The 15,666-nt window shown below is 38.9% G+C and carries 16 protein-coding genes; 1 reads left to right on the plus strand and 15 read right to left on the minus strand.

The window, feature by feature from the left end; all coding sequences use genetic code 11:
* Positions 1–253 precede the first annotated feature (253 nt).
* The 3 genes from ATB76_RS25240 to ATB76_RS25250 all read right to left on the minus strand — a co-directional run bounded on the left by ATB76_RS25240 (position 254) and on the right by ATB76_RS25250 (position 2,927).
* On the minus strand, positions 254–823 hold the full coding sequence (locus tag ATB76_RS25240) for a hypothetical protein (protein ID WP_061036296.1): 570 nt from the start codon (positions 821–823) through the stop codon (positions 254–256).
* Positions 820–1,797, minus strand: coding sequence for a hypothetical protein (locus ATB76_RS25245; RefSeq protein ID WP_061036297.1), 978 nt, complete (start codon positions 1,795–1,797; stop codon positions 820–822). Before ATB76_RS25245 ends, ATB76_RS25240 begins: the two co-directional genes overlap by 4 nt.
* Before the next feature lie 197 nt (positions 1,798–1,994).
* A complete protein-coding gene (locus ATB76_RS25250) occupies positions 1,995–2,927 on the minus strand; it encodes a hypothetical protein (protein ID WP_025555143.1) in 933 nt (310 codons plus the stop codon).
* 203 nt (positions 2,928–3,130) lie between these two features.
* Here ATB76_RS25250 and ATB76_RS25255 point away from each other — a divergent pair, with 203 nt between their 5' ends.
* Complete coding sequence (locus ATB76_RS25255; RefSeq protein ID WP_061036298.1) at positions 3,131–4,138, plus strand: hypothetical protein; 1,008 nt, start codon at positions 3,131–3,133, stop codon at positions 4,136–4,138.
* Positions 4,139–4,319: 181 nt separating this feature from the next.
* Here the strand turns inward: ATB76_RS25255 and ATB76_RS25260 are convergent, their stop codons facing one another.
* The 12 genes from ATB76_RS25260 to ATB76_RS25315 all read right to left on the minus strand — a co-directional run bounded on the left by ATB76_RS25260 (position 4,320) and on the right by ATB76_RS25315 (position 15,549).
* The gene (locus tag ATB76_RS25260) at positions 4,320–5,282 is read right to left on the minus strand and encodes an SIR2 family protein (protein ID WP_061036299.1); all 963 of its coding nucleotides are present in this window, start codon (positions 5,280–5,282) and stop codon (positions 4,320–4,322) included.
* 145 nt (positions 5,283–5,427) lie between these two features.
* On the minus strand, positions 5,428–6,576 hold the full coding sequence (locus ATB76_RS25265) for an ATP-binding protein (protein WP_061036300.1): 1,149 nt from the start codon (positions 6,574–6,576) through the stop codon (positions 5,428–5,430).
* Positions 6,577–7,261: 685 nt separating this feature from the next.
* Positions 7,262–7,699 carry a hypothetical protein gene (locus tag ATB76_RS25270; protein ID WP_061036301.1) on the minus strand — a complete coding sequence of 146 codons (438 nt, stop codon included), beginning with the start codon at positions 7,697–7,699 and terminating at the stop codon, positions 7,262–7,264.
* 743 nt (positions 7,700–8,442) lie between these two features.
* Entirely contained in the window at positions 8,443–10,296 is a 1,854-nt protein-coding gene (locus ATB76_RS25275; protein ID WP_061036317.1) for a retron Ec67 family RNA-directed DNA polymerase/endonuclease, read from the minus strand.
* A gap of 340 nt (positions 10,297–10,636) precedes the next feature.
* Positions 10,637–10,912: a hypothetical protein gene (locus ATB76_RS25280; RefSeq protein ID WP_050926336.1), complete on the minus strand. Its 276-nt coding sequence runs from the start codon at positions 10,910–10,912 to the stop codon at positions 10,637–10,639.
* A gap of 117 nt (positions 10,913–11,029) precedes the next feature.
* Entirely contained in the window at positions 11,030–11,665 is a 636-nt protein-coding gene (locus ATB76_RS28510; protein ID WP_061036302.1) for a hypothetical protein, read from the minus strand.
* Positions 11,666–11,821: 156 nt separating this feature from the next.
* Entirely contained in the window at positions 11,822–12,631 is an 810-nt protein-coding gene (locus ATB76_RS25290) for a restriction endonuclease (RefSeq protein ID WP_061036303.1), read from the minus strand.
* 153 nt (positions 12,632–12,784) lie between these two features.
* A complete protein-coding gene (locus tag ATB76_RS25295; RefSeq protein ID WP_061036304.1) occupies positions 12,785–13,552 on the minus strand; it encodes a serine protease in 768 nt (255 codons plus the stop codon).
* A complete protein-coding gene (locus ATB76_RS25300; RefSeq protein WP_061036305.1) occupies positions 13,549–14,013 on the minus strand; it encodes a hypothetical protein in 465 nt (154 codons plus the stop codon). Before ATB76_RS25300 ends, ATB76_RS25295 begins: the two co-directional genes overlap by 4 nt.
* A 44-nt stretch (positions 14,014–14,057) precedes the next feature.
* Entirely contained in the window at positions 14,058–14,513 is a 456-nt protein-coding gene (locus ATB76_RS28915) for a hypothetical protein (protein WP_308619596.1), read from the minus strand.
* 124 nt (positions 14,514–14,637) lie between these two features.
* A complete protein-coding gene (locus tag ATB76_RS25310) occupies positions 14,638–14,901 on the minus strand; it encodes a hypothetical protein (RefSeq protein WP_061036307.1) in 264 nt (87 codons plus the stop codon).
* 180 nt (positions 14,902–15,081) lie between these two features.
* The gene (locus ATB76_RS25315; protein ID WP_240538052.1) at positions 15,082–15,549 is read right to left on the minus strand and encodes a GIY-YIG nuclease family protein; all 468 of its coding nucleotides are present in this window, start codon (positions 15,547–15,549) and stop codon (positions 15,082–15,084) included.
* Between the last annotated feature and the right edge of the window lie 117 nt (positions 15,550–15,666).

Raw genomic sequence — 15,666 nt, forward strand, 5'->3', positions numbered from 1 at the left:
AAAGAGCCAAAAAATCCACTACGCGCGATAAGATTTGGTTGCACAACTTTCGCAAGACGGACAGGTGTAAAGTACAGAAACCGAACTAGGCTCTTTGACCAAAAACGCTTTTCCACTTTTGCAAACTAACGCCCTGTTAAGGTGTGAGCAACGCAATACCGATGCCACCGCATAACACCCTAAACACAAAACGCAACGCATAGCAAAAATGCCAAGCGTTGCGAATCACTCTTAAACAGATTGTTAAGTGTTTTTATTGCGGGGTATGCAACCGCTCACCCAAGTAATATAACCCCAAAACAGTGGCTAAGATCATTTGCCATAAGACAAACATAAAAGCTATAACCCCTGCGTAAGAAGCAAAGTAGAAATATTCAGACGAGATTTCCATGCTCAAACACAGTCTACTAGCTAGCACTAAAAAAATACTAACGGCTGTTAGATACGAAAAAAGAACACATAGAAAACGACGCCTTGTCATTTCAATCATTAGCGAACTGCCATGATGTAGTATTTCAATTTTCGGAGGGTTAGCCATTAACTGGTCAATATCGTTTTTATTAAAAGTAGCTACGGCGGCTAATGCTGCTATGAAGAAACCAGGAAGGTTTGCAACAAAAGCAGTAATTTCACTGATAAGCCCTCCAGTACCCACAACTTTATCAATTGGGATGAACACGTATACAACGCCGCAAGTCACAGCCGTCAAAACTAGAGGTAACAGCCAATCGTAGATCCATTTATCGTCATGCTGAATTCTCAAGTAAGACAACGGTCTTAACAGTTGATACGAAATCAATTTAAATTGAGAGAAGATATTCATGTAACCAACTCTAAAATTTTGTCTCTAATGCCTACATGTATTGTAGGAAATGAAGTACTTAATGCATTGCCAAAGCCCATGATTTTGCATTTTTTAACATATTTATCCTCTTGCCAAAGTGCGCCAGTATCTGAGCTCAAGGTTGCCGTATGCCCAGTACCCGTCTCATCAGTAAATGAGACTCTTACAAATGGTGAGTTTAATGAGTCTGCATGGCGAATTGCCTTTTGCAGATGCCCCCAATTACCACCGTTAAACATAATGTCAGCTCGGCTGACTTTCATTTTAATTTCTGTGCCGATCAACTCTGAGTGAGTGTTAACGTCATAGCCTCGGATTACTGTCATGTCACTAGTAATTTTAATGCTATTAATTACACCATTTTCTAACTCTTCTCTAAACTCATCAGATGGATGGGCAAGGAAACTAAAGACACAGAAGACGTTGATAGTTTTATTTGCTACACCTGATGGATGTGGCTGGGTGTATTCTGCCTTAAACTGTCGAGCTGCTAACTTACACAAGTGGTTGATAAACCCATTTGCCTTAATTGGTGATAACGCCGGATTTTTTTCGACTAAGGCAAGGTGCTTATGAGCTGCATTCTGAGCTTTATAGATTATTAAATGGGTGGAAGTTTCTAAGCCTCTTTCGTCACTCAATTCAATAACTTCTCGGTCATTGACTGTGCCGCCTACTTTTTGTGTTACGGGATGAGCAGCTTCGGTATCAACAACATTGATAAGAAGTACCCAACAATTATCCCGTTCTTCTAGATCTTCGAGACGAAATTCTAAGTCTGAACCAGCAGCAACCTTTTTCCTAGCAAGGTTTAGCTCTCGAAGACTGGAAAACTCACCCATGATTTCATCTAGGGTTCTTGGTGATGCCATTGCATGTGGAATGTCTCTAGCCAGTGTTTTTCCACTTAAACCAACATCAAAAAATTGGATTGTTCTCTCATTATTTTTCATTTTTATTCCAAAGACTTAAACGAACGCCTGCATTATATACCATCTCACATACTGGTCGAGAAAAAACACTTAACGCCCTGTTAAGGTGTGAGCAACGCAATACCGAAGTCACTGCAAACCACCTTAAACACTAAACACAACGCATAGTAAAAATGCCACGCGTTGCGAATCACTCTTAAACAGTTTGTTATAAGTAATTAACACCTAACAAAATGATCTGAATTACTTATGTACATCTTGATGTTCTGATAAATCATCGTGTTGTTATTACGACCAATCTTTTTCTTGGATTCTTTGGTGTTTACTGACCACTGTCCAAAAAACACAAAGTCTTCTCCAACAGTTAACGAATCAACTAGCTTAGGTTTTTTTAAGACTACCTGTACTACAGTTCGCTTTATCTCGCCTTTATCATTTGGCTGAACAAATGGTGAATGCAGTTCTGCCACATGGTACGGAAAGTTTTCCATTGGCTCATTTATTTTGTAAAGATTACCTGAGATAGCTAGTGGAATCGTATATTTTTCAGAACCATAGTATTTGGCAAACTTTTCAATATTACTATCGTCAAAGAAGAACCTAGACCATGGAATTTTATTTCCTTTAAATTTAAGAACAATAAGTGATTTCAGTTCGTCGTCGTTCTCACATAAGGTTCTGATTTCTATAATTTGTTTAAGCGTGCGAAGATAGTTACTTAACTTTCCTTTGTTATTGAACGACTTATTACTTTCAACACTTGAGCCCCATCCTTCGCTCACCTTTCCAACTTCGAACGCAGATAACTCTCGTAAAGCCTTGATTAAGATGTGTAGACGAAATTCAAACTTCTTTTCCGCTATGGCTTTAAAAACTTCAGATTCAGAAGACTTAGCGATAATGTTTAATGAACCAGCTATATTGTACTTGCAATGCTCAGCGTGTATTTCATGTGGTTTCAATCTAAAACAAGGAGGAATCTCAATAGTTTTAGATACGCATTTACGATTATGCCTGCTAACAAAAGATAGCTTTGCTTCGCAACCTGAAGTCTCACACCAAATTTTAGCTTCATCAGTTCGCCTTTCGTAGGCAAGCACATCAATTTTATTGCCAGTTACCAACCTTGCTCTAGGAATTTTACTACCCACAAAACCTCCCATTACTTATAACGCCGCATTAAGGTGTGAACAACGCTACCACAAAACTATACCATACCACCGTAAACACTGAACTCAACGATAGAACTGAAAATGCCAAACGTTGAGAATCACTCTTAAATGCTTTGTTATGTGTATAGTTTCAATGTGCGAGATGTTATTCTGTATGGGATTGTAATATTGAGAAAACAGACATGGAACAAAAAGACATTACCTTAAGCTATGACCGTGCATTACTTACATTTATAGAGCACACGAAAAAGTTTGTAGACAATAAAGATCCTGTCGGTGCTGCAATACATGGCAGGTATGTAGTTGAATCGTACTGTTTTACCATGCTCTCGGCGATGCTCCCTCACGTAGCTAAAGTTGCAACTGATATCAAGGACTGGCAACCATCCCAAGTTGTGCGCCTAATTGAAAATATAAATGACATAAAGCTCACAAGAGATTTCGCGGAAAGAAAAGGCATTTTTTATGTCAATTTTGGCAAACTAGTTGGACACTATTCAACTTTTAATTCTGTGCTGCATGTACCCGCAATTAATCAACTCGAACATGATATTGAAGCCAAACGACAACGAGTGTTAGTTGCTGCAAGTGAGTTGTTAACTGAATTTGAAGGTTATTCTGAAACCGAAACAATTTTTTCTAGTGAAGCACCTAAGTTCCATATTTGTTTAAACTGCCATAAGCAAACGCTCTACTACTCGAATAAGCTTGAGGGTTCATTCAAATGTATTTTCTGTAAAGAAGAATACCACTATCTTATGGGTAGAGTTCGATGTGAAAATGGTTACGCACTTGATTGCCCATCTTGCAACGTTGGGATAGCTATCCACGATACTTTGTTAAGAGAAATGATTTTAACGGGGCGACCATTCAAGTGTTCAAAGTGTACTGAGGACATATTTTTTGACGTTACAGCTAAGCTAGTCAAAGACGTAGATCCTGAAAAACTAGAACTCAATGCATTTCTGAGCGACCTAAAGGCTCATATAGACCGATTAGTTCGAGAGTATTGCCAAGCACGCAGTGATAAAAACTGGGAAATTTCCGATGCTATTCGTGAACAACTAAATACTATGGGCATTAAAGTCACAGATGAAGCAACCATGACATGGATTCTGCAACCTGTATTCAGAGGTACAAACGTTGAAGTGACACCAGAAGCAATGCCCATTATTGAGCCGAAGAATTAAAAAATCTGATAAATCTGGGGGGTTACTCTTGAGCGTAGCACCCCCATACACATAACGCCCAATTAAGGTGTGAAGCACGCTACCAAGATAGTCAATTTGAGCACTGTAATCACTAAACTAAACCCAAACCAAAAATGCCAAGCGTGCTGAATCACTCTTAAATTGTTTGTTAACCCTATGTTTATTGCCAATTCACAAAGTCTGAAATGTTGTCTAGGCGCTCAACCACAACCGCTCGCCCAAGCTTGTTTGCCCAATAAGTTTCCCGTTCAACTTGTTCACCAGCTCCAGACCACTCAACAACACGCAAAGGTATACTCCTTAAATATAGTTTCAGTAGCATATTTAAATGTGTATCAAATCCAGAGTAACCAAACAGAATAATTTCTTCAGCCTCCGATAGAGCAAACTGGAGATAGTCCCAATATGTGGATAGAGCATGAGATGCAGCAATGACTGACGGCTTATGTTTTACGTGAGTCAGAACAATGTGTTTGCTTGGAATATCACGCTGTAAATTGAGCCTATCTCGGGAGAGTTTAACAATACTTCCTTCATGGTCCATAAACAACGGTGACCCATGAAGGTGCAAATAATAACCAAAGTTATTGTCATACTTTCGCTCTAATGCGTCTGCCGAAAAACCGCGATTGAGCATACCGTCAATAAGGCTCCCCCCGTAACCGTCAACGAGGTCATTATCGATAAACGAGTTATATAAGAGCTTATCGTAGTTAAGTGTGGCAACGTGAGATCTAGTTTCACGGATAAATTCGACAAGTGCATCCTCAAACGGCTGAGGTAGAGTTCCGTTATAATTATGAAGCTTAGTAGCTACTTTATGTATATAGGTTGCAGTTATTTCAGGAAACGACTGACCATCGTCTGTAAGCCAATGAATGTCACCATCACCAATTTGATTTAACGACTTACAATGCGTCACTGCTTGATGAAGTAAATCAAGTTCATCTTCACTTTCAGGAGCACCAGCTCGACCAAGGCAACGCTCTATTAATTGTTGCTGCTCAAGGCTTAAAAAACCTTCACGTTCCCAAATATCTTCTAATGCTGCAGTTAGGGAAAAATGTACTGGGTCTAAAGACATTCCCAACCCATTACCAAAAATTACTAATTTCCTAGCCAAAATTTACTCCTAATTATAAGAATAGGGTTAACGCCCTGTTAAGGTGTGAGCAACGCAATACCGAAGCTACCGCATACCACCTTAAACACTAAACGCAACGCATAGCAAAAATGCCAAGCGTTGCGAATCACTCTTAAACAGTTTGTTATATGCATTTTTCGGTTACCTCACTAAACGCCCACTCTGAGAAGACCCTCTCAAGTTTGTACCGATCCATATTTTTTCCTTGATAAAGGCTATCCGCAACAATGTCATCTTGGTTTTCAACAAATTTCTTATATGCAAGCAGATACGAACTACAAAGCTCTTCAAGTTGCTCATTTTTATCTAAGATAAAAAATGGGAGCTTTATAATTGGAGACTTTATCTGAGTAACAATAGGAGTACTTAAGTCGGGCTTGTCAGTATGAATTTTGCGCAGATGTTCGAACAGTGCATACGACAATGAGCCTTTGGTATAGTAAAATAGATCACAATAAAACTTTGCATCTAGTCCATCTCTCTTTTCCGGGTGAGTTACATACTCAACATCCGGAAATGGAACGCATAAACCTTCATTTTGGAAATGGACGACAGGCAACTCATGCATAACAGCATTTTTGTACTTGAGCAAATAATCGTACTTTACGGGCTCTTCAATTAGAGTATTCTGCCACCAAAAATTACCACCTCGATAATCATCTTCAGATATCGATATAGTAAAATCTGGATCCAACGCATAAAATGCACCATTAACTCCATTGTAAATCCAGTTATCTGTATCCTCTAGGAGCAGTTTGAAGCGAGCTGCAGCAGGTAAATCAAGCCCAAAACGCTCCAGCCACATTGCTTTAATATCTTGAGGGTTTGCACAAGAGTCTTTTGGTGTATTTGTGTCCTTTATTCGTGAATATACCGTACCTGCTCTGAGTATTTTATTACGATGCTTAAGCTCTTTCGTAAAGTAGAAAGGCTTTAGCCTTTCATTTTTAATGCTCAAAACCGCTACAGACTTTTCAGCGTACTCCACAAATTTAATATCAATAGTAGGGACGTTATTTTCAGCATATGGCTGCTGTCTTAGGTAGCCAATAACATCGGCTTGAGAAAAAAGACACTCCTCTGAGTCTAAGCCAACAACCTCAAAGTCGTCACTTATACCGAATATCAAAAAGCGATCGCCATCGTGAATCACGTTTGCCAAACACGTAATGTCATGTAGTAAATCAAAGAGGTTATCATGAAATTTTTGTTTAAAATCCCACCACAGCCCCTCACTCTTTGACGAAAGTAGGTTATCTAACAGTTTTTCCATATTTCCTCATGATGCATATAACGCCTTGCTAAGGTGTGAGTAACGCAATACAAAAGCTACCGCACAGCGCCTTAATCACCCTAAGCCACCGCATAGTAAAAATGCCACGCGTTACGAATCACTCTTAAGCAATTTGTTAGTACATGCGCTGCTTCTATTTATGCGCTCCAAGATATTGAAAAGTAGCATGATATGAAAGACTTTGAACACTGAAGTGAGACGGGCAGCTACAAAACTTTACCGCCATTGAGGAACGAGAGTTGGCTAGAAGAAAAACGCACGGAACTGCCCTACTTTTACTGGCTTCAAATTAGAAAAGGATTCGATCCTCGTACTCCGACGACAGCATCAATTACAACCAAGGCTCTCTCAAAAGCCACCACGAAAATGAAGAAGCACCAAAGAAATAGGCTAAAATTTAGAAACCGTAAACGGTGAAATCAAAGCAAACACTCCGCACATAGTGCCACCGGAAAGAACGTGAAAGGTACAAACTGAAAGGTGAAAAGACGAACGCCAAAACAGATAAACACCAAAACTGATGACCTTTGATGCTAAACCCGTACTAACGCCCAATTAAGGGGTGAACAACGCCTCCACCCAACCTAAAGCATTGTGCCATAAACACTAAATTTGAAGTAGAAGCAAAAATGCCGAGCGTTGTGAATCCCTCTTAAATTGCTTGTTAGGGCTTTTTTAGTTTTAATTCTGCGACATATCGGTTTAAGTCTGCTTCTTCTAGGTTGTGCTCTAAAAGTAACTGTGAAAAGTCTGCCGTCATTTGAGGTGGATTGTCTCCAGGCTCCACAATATTGTTCAGTCCCCTAACCAAAATTGGATACTCTTCAGGCGATAACCCTTGTAACTTTCTTAAAGATACTTGAGATAATAGAGTAGAGTGATCTTTGTTAGGGTGATTAGATACAACAAATAGTCTAATCGAGTTGATAGCGACGTCTTGTCTATCACTAAATGCTGCCAGATTAATACTTTGCTGGTTTATAGCATTCTGAAGCTCTTCTATTTTTATTTGGTTCTCTTTTACAACTAAAACATACCCAAACCCGGCTACTATAGCTGCTCCTATAACAGTCGAAAGAACATTTTTTATGATCTCGTTCATTCCACATTCCTTATGGACATAATGTAATTGTTAATATTAGACTAATTTGATCTGTGAGCCCTAACGCCTTGCTAAGGTGTGAGTAACGCAATACAAAAGCTACCGCACAGCGCCTTAATCACATAAGCCACCGCAAAGTAAAAATGCCACGCGTTACGAATCACTCTTAAGCAATTTGTTAGTACATGCGCTACTTCTATTTGTGCACTCCAAGATATTGAAAAGTGGCATGATATAAAAGGCTTTGAACACTGAAGTGAGACGGGCAGCTACAAAACTTTACCGTCATTGAGAGACGAAAGTTAGCTAGAAGAAAAACGCACTGAACTCCCCTACTTTTACTGACTTCAAATTAGTAAAGGATTCGTTCCTCGCACTTCGACGGCAACATCAAAGAAAGACAATTCTGACTTAGTAAAAACCACGAAAGAGAAGAAGCACCAAAGAAATAGGCTAAGAGTTGGAAACCGTAAACGGTGAAATCAAAGCGAACACTACGCATATAGTGCCACCGGAAAGGACGTGAAAGGTACAAACTGTTAGGTGTAAATACGAGCACCAAAACAGATAAACACCGAAACTTATGACCTTTGATGCCAAACCCGTACTAACGCCCTGTTAAGGTGTGAGCAACGCAATACCGATGCTTCCGCATACCACCTTAAACACTAAAACTAACGCATAGTAAAAATGCCACGCGTTGCGAATCACTCTTAAACAGTTTGTTAAGTAGCGACAACTTCCTATTTTAAAGAGTCATAGTGGTTAATAACTTTAACTATGGAATCTAATAATGGCTTAAAATCCATAAAATCAATGTCCTTCTTTTTCTCTTTAACAATATGGGTGGCGAAAGAGTCTTTACTAAGGTCAGTTTTTGAGTTTCTATTTTGTACGGTATTGAAGCATTTTCCATTTGAATGCTTCAATAGTCTGGTTTTTTCATCAAAGAAGTACTCTATATCGGTCTCACTACCGGAATTTGTCAAAGGTGTAAAAATCACGTATAGATTTTTAACTATATGGATAAACTCAGATTTTCTAATATCTTGCTTAGCATCTAATGTCGCAGGGAAAAGCTTGATCTTATTGACAAAGGTTTTAGATGTTAGCAGGTTGACTATTTGCTGTGGTCCTTTGTCATTATCAAGAAAAATTATTACTGGGTTCGTAGGTTTTATGGAACTATAGGTCTTCATATTTCGTTCAAAACTATCGATAAAACCTCGAAGATAGTCAGCACCACCAAATAACTCCAACAAAAATCGAGTACGCTTTGAGTATTCTACAAAACGAACTAACAGCTCATACTTTTCGCCACTTACTCTTGCTAACTGAGGGTAACTCCCTTTTAAGCTACTAATAGCTGCTTTCAAGTAAACGTTGTCCGTTTTACCCTCACATAGTATTGTTGGCTTCTCATTCCCACAAAACATTCGGTAAAATAAGAATTGACTGAATGTCTTTTCTCTACCCGTTAATATCAAACGAGTATTTTTCCCAACCTTATTTACCGCATACTCATTGCTCAACGGGGATTTTTGCCTCAATCGATTATAGTGATCTACTTGATCTATAAAGTTTAGTTGGCCTTCTAATTCATAAAGGTTTCCTTCAACTTCTTTGTCTTCTTCTTTTGAAGTGAATTTTCCTGTTTTGAAAAGTTGATTACACTTTGCTCTTACTAAGCGCCAATACTCTTTCCTTATGTTTGGCTTTTTATTTACTATGAGCCCCGTAACTTCCTGACGTGAGTCTTTATACTGAATACGGGTTTTATTACCATTGATGTAAAAGCCAGCTCTTTCTATTTCACTTCTTAGCTTTCTCCCTGGTACATAACCATTTGCGTCTTGCATCATTAAGCCTGCAGGGAATTCAGCTTGTCTTGTGGAGAAAGTTATGTCATCAGCATACCTTGTATATGTGCATTTATACTTCTTTGCCAATGATGCTAGGCGTATATCAAGACTATGGGCTATCAAATTAGTTATTACAGGCGAGCAAGGACTTCCTTGAGGTAACTTATTATCGAAACAGGCTATTTGTGCCATAACTGTGGCAATGTGTGGATCCAATTGGAAATGAGCGTTCTTAATGAAAAAGCCACGAACGCGACCAAAATTGAAGCTACCAAAAAAGTCTTTTAAGTCGATATTAAGTACATGCCTCTGACCGACATGCATCATAGCGTTAGTTATAATAGAGCGATCTCTTACAAATCCATGAGCAAGCGTTGATTGTTTAGATAAAGCCGAAGGGATCTTTATCTTCAACACTTCTGCGGCGTAGTCAGGCTCACCATTTTTTCGAAGTTTAGGCTTTACATGCTGTGAATGTGGGTACTTTTTAGCATTGATTTCATCAATGCAGTCTAATAAAAGTATGGACAAACATTTTTGAAGGCTTTTCAATTCATCTGAAGGTGCGTGAATTATACGTTCCCCACCAGACTTTTTCTTAATTGGGAACTGGTGGTATTGATTTTCAGGCCTATTGATATACAAACAACGGGTCAGGAATGCGGCATCAACTCCTAAGAGTCTTGCAAAACTAGGCTTTGTTGATATCAATCTTAACCGATTTAATTTTGACATTAAATTTCCCATGAAGTGACGGCTTATGGGCACTCCTACGCACTATAGTCTCATACCTTATGATACGAAATATTCTACTCGGCAATCCGTTCGGACGTTTTTTTCACTGCTCGCGAAACGCGAGCTAAAAATCTGCCCATAAGCCGAAAGAGATTTTAAAACAGAAACATAACAGTAGCAACATTCAGCGTTAGGGCATACTAAAGTAGCTACTTAACGCCCTGTTAAGGTGTGAGCAACGCAATACCGAAGCTACCGCATACCACCTTAAACACTAAAAGCAACGCATAGTAAAAATGCCACGCGTTGCGAATCACTCTTAAACAGATTGTTATGTGATTTATTTCGTCTGATAGAACGACCGTGAGCCTTCCTTTTTAAAGCTCACACGATTCTGATCTTGTAGATGTCGAGCTAATGTTGCAAAAAACCAACCTGTACGATTGTCGGTTTTATTCCCCTGAGGATATGCATTTTTTAAAAGACCGAGCTGTTCTTTAATGAATGCAGCAGGAACCCACTTTTCTGGAAATGCATCTTCAGACTTAAGGATAAAATCAAATAGCTCATCCGCCATTTGATTAAATAATACATTGATTCTTTCTTTATGACTCATTCAAACCTCCATACACATAACACCAAATTAAGTAGTGACTAACGCTACCACCAACCTAAAGTATTTAGCCGGAAACACTAAACCTGATTCAAACCCAAAATACCAAGCATTGCGAATCTACTTGAATATATTGTTATGTGATTTTAGTAATGATTCACTCTTTTCCAACAACCTCACGCACTGCATAGCTAGTGGAGAGATCGCAAATGCAATATTCCAATCATTGCTGTCGGTCACGTTTGGCTTGGGATCCGACAGCAGTAAACCTCGTCGAATTAAGTCTGCAACATCGACGTACAGGTTTCCGCCATGTTCAATATTCTCACCAACGTGATGAGTGACGAGTACTCTATTAAACATTTCAAATTCATGGGTGGGTTTTATCTTCGAAAGCTCTATGAATAGTGAAACGAGTTCGTCACTAATACCTTGAAGAGATGAAACAATAGACCTTTTCTCAGAAACAGTAAAACCAAAATCTGCATCATCACAGTACAGTAAAGCATATGCCATAACGACAGTCTTACTACTCGTATTTAGCGCATTAGTGACATAATCTGAGAGAAGATCTTGCCCTTCATCAGTTTCTAAATACCTTACTAATTGGTCTCTTTCATCAACTGACATTACCTCATACCGTGCATCGACATACTTCATAAAAGTATCTATCTTGCGCTTTCTAGAGTTATCGTAGGCACTCTTTAAGCAAGAAAGCACACCAAGCGCCCCTTTACCAACAGTCTGAATCTCCATACCAAATCCTCTCGAATCACATAACGCCGCATTAAGGTGTGAGCAACGCTACCACGAAACCTAACGTTACCACCGTAAACACCGCACTCAAAGTTGGAATGAAAAATGCCATGCGTTGGGAATCACTCTTAAATGCTTTGTTATGCAACTTTTCCACTACAGTTTTAATTGAATCATTTCTTTCCATGGTTCAACTGCCTCTTTTCTATGTAGATCTAAAAGGCCAGCAAATTTTTCAAAATCATAAAGCTCAAACTTATCAACCATATTTCTTTCAATAGCCAAGTTTCTAGCTGCAATAGCTTGAGGCGAAAATTTATCCGCTGTAGTGACAAAAATTGAGCGCCTTGCACCATATAGCCCTGTTGCTCCGAGTAAATCACGAATTTCTTTTACAGATTCAGTTTTACCTGAAGCCGTACGTCGTTTAACTTGAACAACCGTTGGAATGTCTGATTCAAGCAACACCACATCCACACCACCATCGTTGGACTTACCTACAACATGAGCATTACATGCGTAGTGTTCTTTAAAAACAGCCCCTACAAGCTGTTCCATTTTTTTATGATGAATATCATAAATTCTAGATGCATTATCTTGAAGATATCGTTGTAATATCTCTATTGGGACTTCATTACTGCCTACTTCAAACTTTCTCAAGGAGCCACTATTGATTGTTAAATCCCAATCTTTCATACCCCATTCTTGCTCTCCATTTATGTAGCTATAGAAGTAGTATTCCCACCAACCGCAATCACAACTCCATACAGTTTCAACTTTATGCCATTCAGCACCAGGAAGAGAATTAACATCAACAAAAGCTTCATTGTGAGTTTTGATACTCTGTGTGCTACAAAAAGGACATACACCTCTAACGGAGTAAAATAATTCCCGATTCACTTCTTGCTGGGAGTTTCTTCCGTATGAACCGTGGTGAGACACAAATTGAGAATAATCTAAAATCATAACGAACCTTGAACTATTGCTTGTTGCATAACGCCCTGTTAAGGTGTGAGCAACGCAATACCGAAGCTCCCGCATACCGCCTTAAACACTAAAACCAACGCATAGTGAAAATGCCATGCGTTGCGAATCACTCTTAAACAGATTGTTAGGTGTTTATCTTATTGAATCAACGAATCTTTTTATTTCTTTCTGGTTAATTACTTTGCCTAAACCAAGGTAAGCTTTTTCTCCCGTTTGCATCGTTTGATAAATGACACCTACTAACAAAACCCTAGACCCAACGACCAAATTACCATTAGATGGATAGCTACCATTATTGTATATAAACACAGGGCTACCGCTTGATCCTGGAAATACACCTGCGTCAATTAGAAACTGATTTTTTGACTCAAAACTAGACCAAACCGGAGACGAAGTTATTCCTTGGCGTATAAGTGGCAAACCAGTTTTTGAATCGACGATCCCACTAGGGTACCCAATAAAAATGATATCCTCTAAAGCTGACAACTCTTTCTCCATGCTATCGCTTGGAAACAAAGAATCATCTAATGCACGATAAAACAGATTATCTCCATTCTTCGCTGCTAACTCAAAAACGCCCGTAATAGGGATGGCAGCCAAGTCATACTCCGAATCGACAATGAACGATTTGAAAAAGCTTTCATCTAAAGTTATTGTAATACGCTGCTCAGTAATGGGTTCACCATTAGACGTTGAGCGATACATCTGAATAATACCTTCTTTGGCACCTTCAACCACATGCTTGTTGGTAATTAGCATTGGCATATAGAGTTCTTTATTTGTCGGGTGCGGTTTATTGTAGAAAAAACCAGTACCAATAGACTCCGAACCATCGTTTTTGGCAGTTTTTATTGGCGTGGTCGTAAACAAAAGTTGAGTAGAAATATCGTTTAAATTCACTGCATGTCACCTTTATTAATTGTGTTCTCCGGCGTTGGAAGAATGTCTTTCAACTCTCTCGATATCTGCGACGCACTCTTTTTTTCTGATGATTTCACGAAGAAAAATGCAACTAGACACCCAACTGTCGCTAATGGAAATAAATCTAAAAATATGACTTTATAAAACCCAGTAACAGAACTTGAAGAAGCCAATGTGCTTAACCAAGAGCCACCACATACACTAGCAAGAAACAATAGAATCTCTCTTACTTTTGAGTCTATTCCGGATAAATCATCGATGTATCTGCTTGCCTTTTTTAAATCTGATGAGCGAATTTCTACAACGAATTCGTTTGTTTCATCTTTTGGTACTTTTACCGCGTATGCCCTCTGAGAAGAATACCCACTATCTTCTTCCAGTTTAGGGATAGACACAGAAGATGCATCGATACTCGATACACTCGAATTACTAAAATCCAATATTAACTCCTACGTTCATTTTTTCGAGAACACCTAACGCCCTGTTAAGGTGTGAGCAACGCAATAACGATGCTACCGCATACCACCTTAAACACTAAAACTAACGCATAGTAAAAATGCCACGCGTTGCGAATCACTCTTAAACAGTTTGTTAGCAATTTAACTAAACGAAGCCCAAAACCATCAAAGGTACATTGAAACTCCCAACCTTTTGTAACCATAAAGTCTAACCATTGAGCAAGGATGTTTTTGGTTACCGTTGTCGGGTGAGAATATCCTTCAACAAACCATGAGCGGTTAATAAACCCTTCACTTCTGATCAGTGACTCATAGTTTTCGAGAGCATCGTTTAGTTGAATGGCTGATGCTTTATTTGGACATAAGTAGCTAAATTCTAGAACTAACTCTGTTTCGTTGGTGACTCCGTTACTTATTAATGTATCCCAAGTCTCATTGAGCATGTTCAGCTGACTTTCTAAATTCGATTGATAACCACTCAACTCCAATTTCTCCCTGATTGCTAACGCTGCATTAAGGTGTGAGTAACGCTTGGCTATACTTGAGCGAAGCGAAAATGCCAAGCGTTGCGAATCACTCTTAAATGCTTTGTTAGTTGCGACTCTATCAGTTTTGCCAATAAACAGAGTAATTGTGATGTTTCCCCTTTAGAATCACAATTCTTTGATTAGGACTATTCAAAATACAATACTCATTATCTAAAACAATCAAGTCAGTTCCTCCATTACTAAAAGAACTTTGAACAAGTTTTGCGGTAAAAGTACCATTCAAATTAAACTCAATTTCGTCTCCAGGAGTTATCGAATGTTGCTTCATATCTCCCAATAAGATAACCAGTTCGTTTTCTGTCGATACTATATATTTATTCATCAAATGCTTCCCTAATATTAAAGTTTCACTGCTGAGCAACTAACGCCCTGTTAAGGTGTGAGCAACGCATTACCGAAGCTCCCGCATACCACCTTAATCACTAAAACCAACGCATAGTGAAAATGCCACGCGTTGCGAATCCCTCTTGAACAGTTTGTTAGCTGAATTGCCAAAGCGATCCTATTTATTGTTTCCACCTTGCTTACCAAAAGCAGGTTTCAAGTCATATGACATCGCATCCTCAATGAGTTGAAGGACTTTAATTGGAGCGTCATATTCAAGAATACGAACCTCATACTTACCATCAAACCATTGATACATGTGCAAGGAGTAAGTTTTGTTGGGGCAATTAACCAAGTGTTGCCTTAACCGTTTTCGTAAGCCAGTAGTTGAAGATCCAACATATAGAACATGTGATGGGCTATTTACTTTGCTACATGCTTTAAGCTTTTTCCGTTTAAAGTCTACGAATGATTCAAACGTGCTTTCTGCACATCCACCAACTTCTTTGATGATATAGATCCCTTTATCAATATCCGGAACCTCATCAAAGCTAGCAACCGTAAAGTCAGATTTTGGCTTCACTGTTTTAGCGGTTTCGCAATCTCTAATCAGTCTATCCAAGTATTCCATTACTATTGTTTTCATCCTATTCAGCTAACGCCGCGTTAAGTAGTGAGCAACGCTAACCACCGAACCTAAACTATTGTGCCGTAAACACTAAAATCAAAGCAAACCAAAAATGCCGAGCGTTGCGAATCTGTC

The organism is Vibrio sp. MOR3 (assembly GCF_001557775.1).
Taxonomy (GTDB): domain Bacteria; phylum Pseudomonadota; class Gammaproteobacteria; order Enterobacterales; family Vibrionaceae; genus Vibrio; species Vibrio jasicida.

Coding starts and splice junctions, on each gene's coding strand:
- ATB76_RS25315 (WP_240538052.1), bottom strand. CDS start 15,549: ATGAAAACAATAGTAATGGAATACTTGGATAGACTGATTAGAGATTGC.
- ATB76_RS25280 (WP_050926336.1), bottom strand. CDS start 10,912: ATGAGTCATAAAGAAAGAATCAATGTATTATTTAATCAAATGGCGGAT.
- ATB76_RS25265 (WP_061036300.1), bottom strand. CDS start 6,576: ATGGAAAAACTGTTAGATAACCTACTTTCGTCAAAGAGTGAGGGGCTG.
- ATB76_RS28510 (WP_061036302.1), bottom strand. CDS start 11,665: ATGGAGATTCAGACTGTTGGTAAAGGGGCGCTTGGTGTGCTTTCTTGC.
- ATB76_RS25255 (WP_061036298.1), top strand. CDS start 3,131: ATGGAACAAAAAGACATTACCTTAAGCTATGACCGTGCATTACTTACA.
- ATB76_RS25270 (WP_061036301.1), bottom strand. CDS start 7,699: ATGAACGAGATCATAAAAAATGTTCTTTCGACTGTTATAGGAGCAGCT.
- ATB76_RS25275 (WP_061036317.1), bottom strand. CDS start 10,296: ATGTCAAAATTAAATCGGTTAAGATTGATATCAACAAAGCCTAGTTTT.
- ATB76_RS25240 (WP_061036296.1), bottom strand. CDS start 823: ATGAATATCTTCTCTCAATTTAAATTGATTTCGTATCAACTGTTAAGA.
- ATB76_RS25310 (WP_061036307.1), bottom strand. CDS start 14,901: ATGAATAAATATATAGTATCGACAGAAAACGAACTGGTTATCTTATTG.
- ATB76_RS25290 (WP_061036303.1), bottom strand. CDS start 12,631: ATGATTTTAGATTATTCTCAATTTGTGTCTCACCACGGTTCATACGGA.
- ATB76_RS25245 (WP_061036297.1), bottom strand. CDS start 1,797: ATGAAAAATAATGAGAGAACAATCCAATTTTTTGATGTTGGTTTAAGT.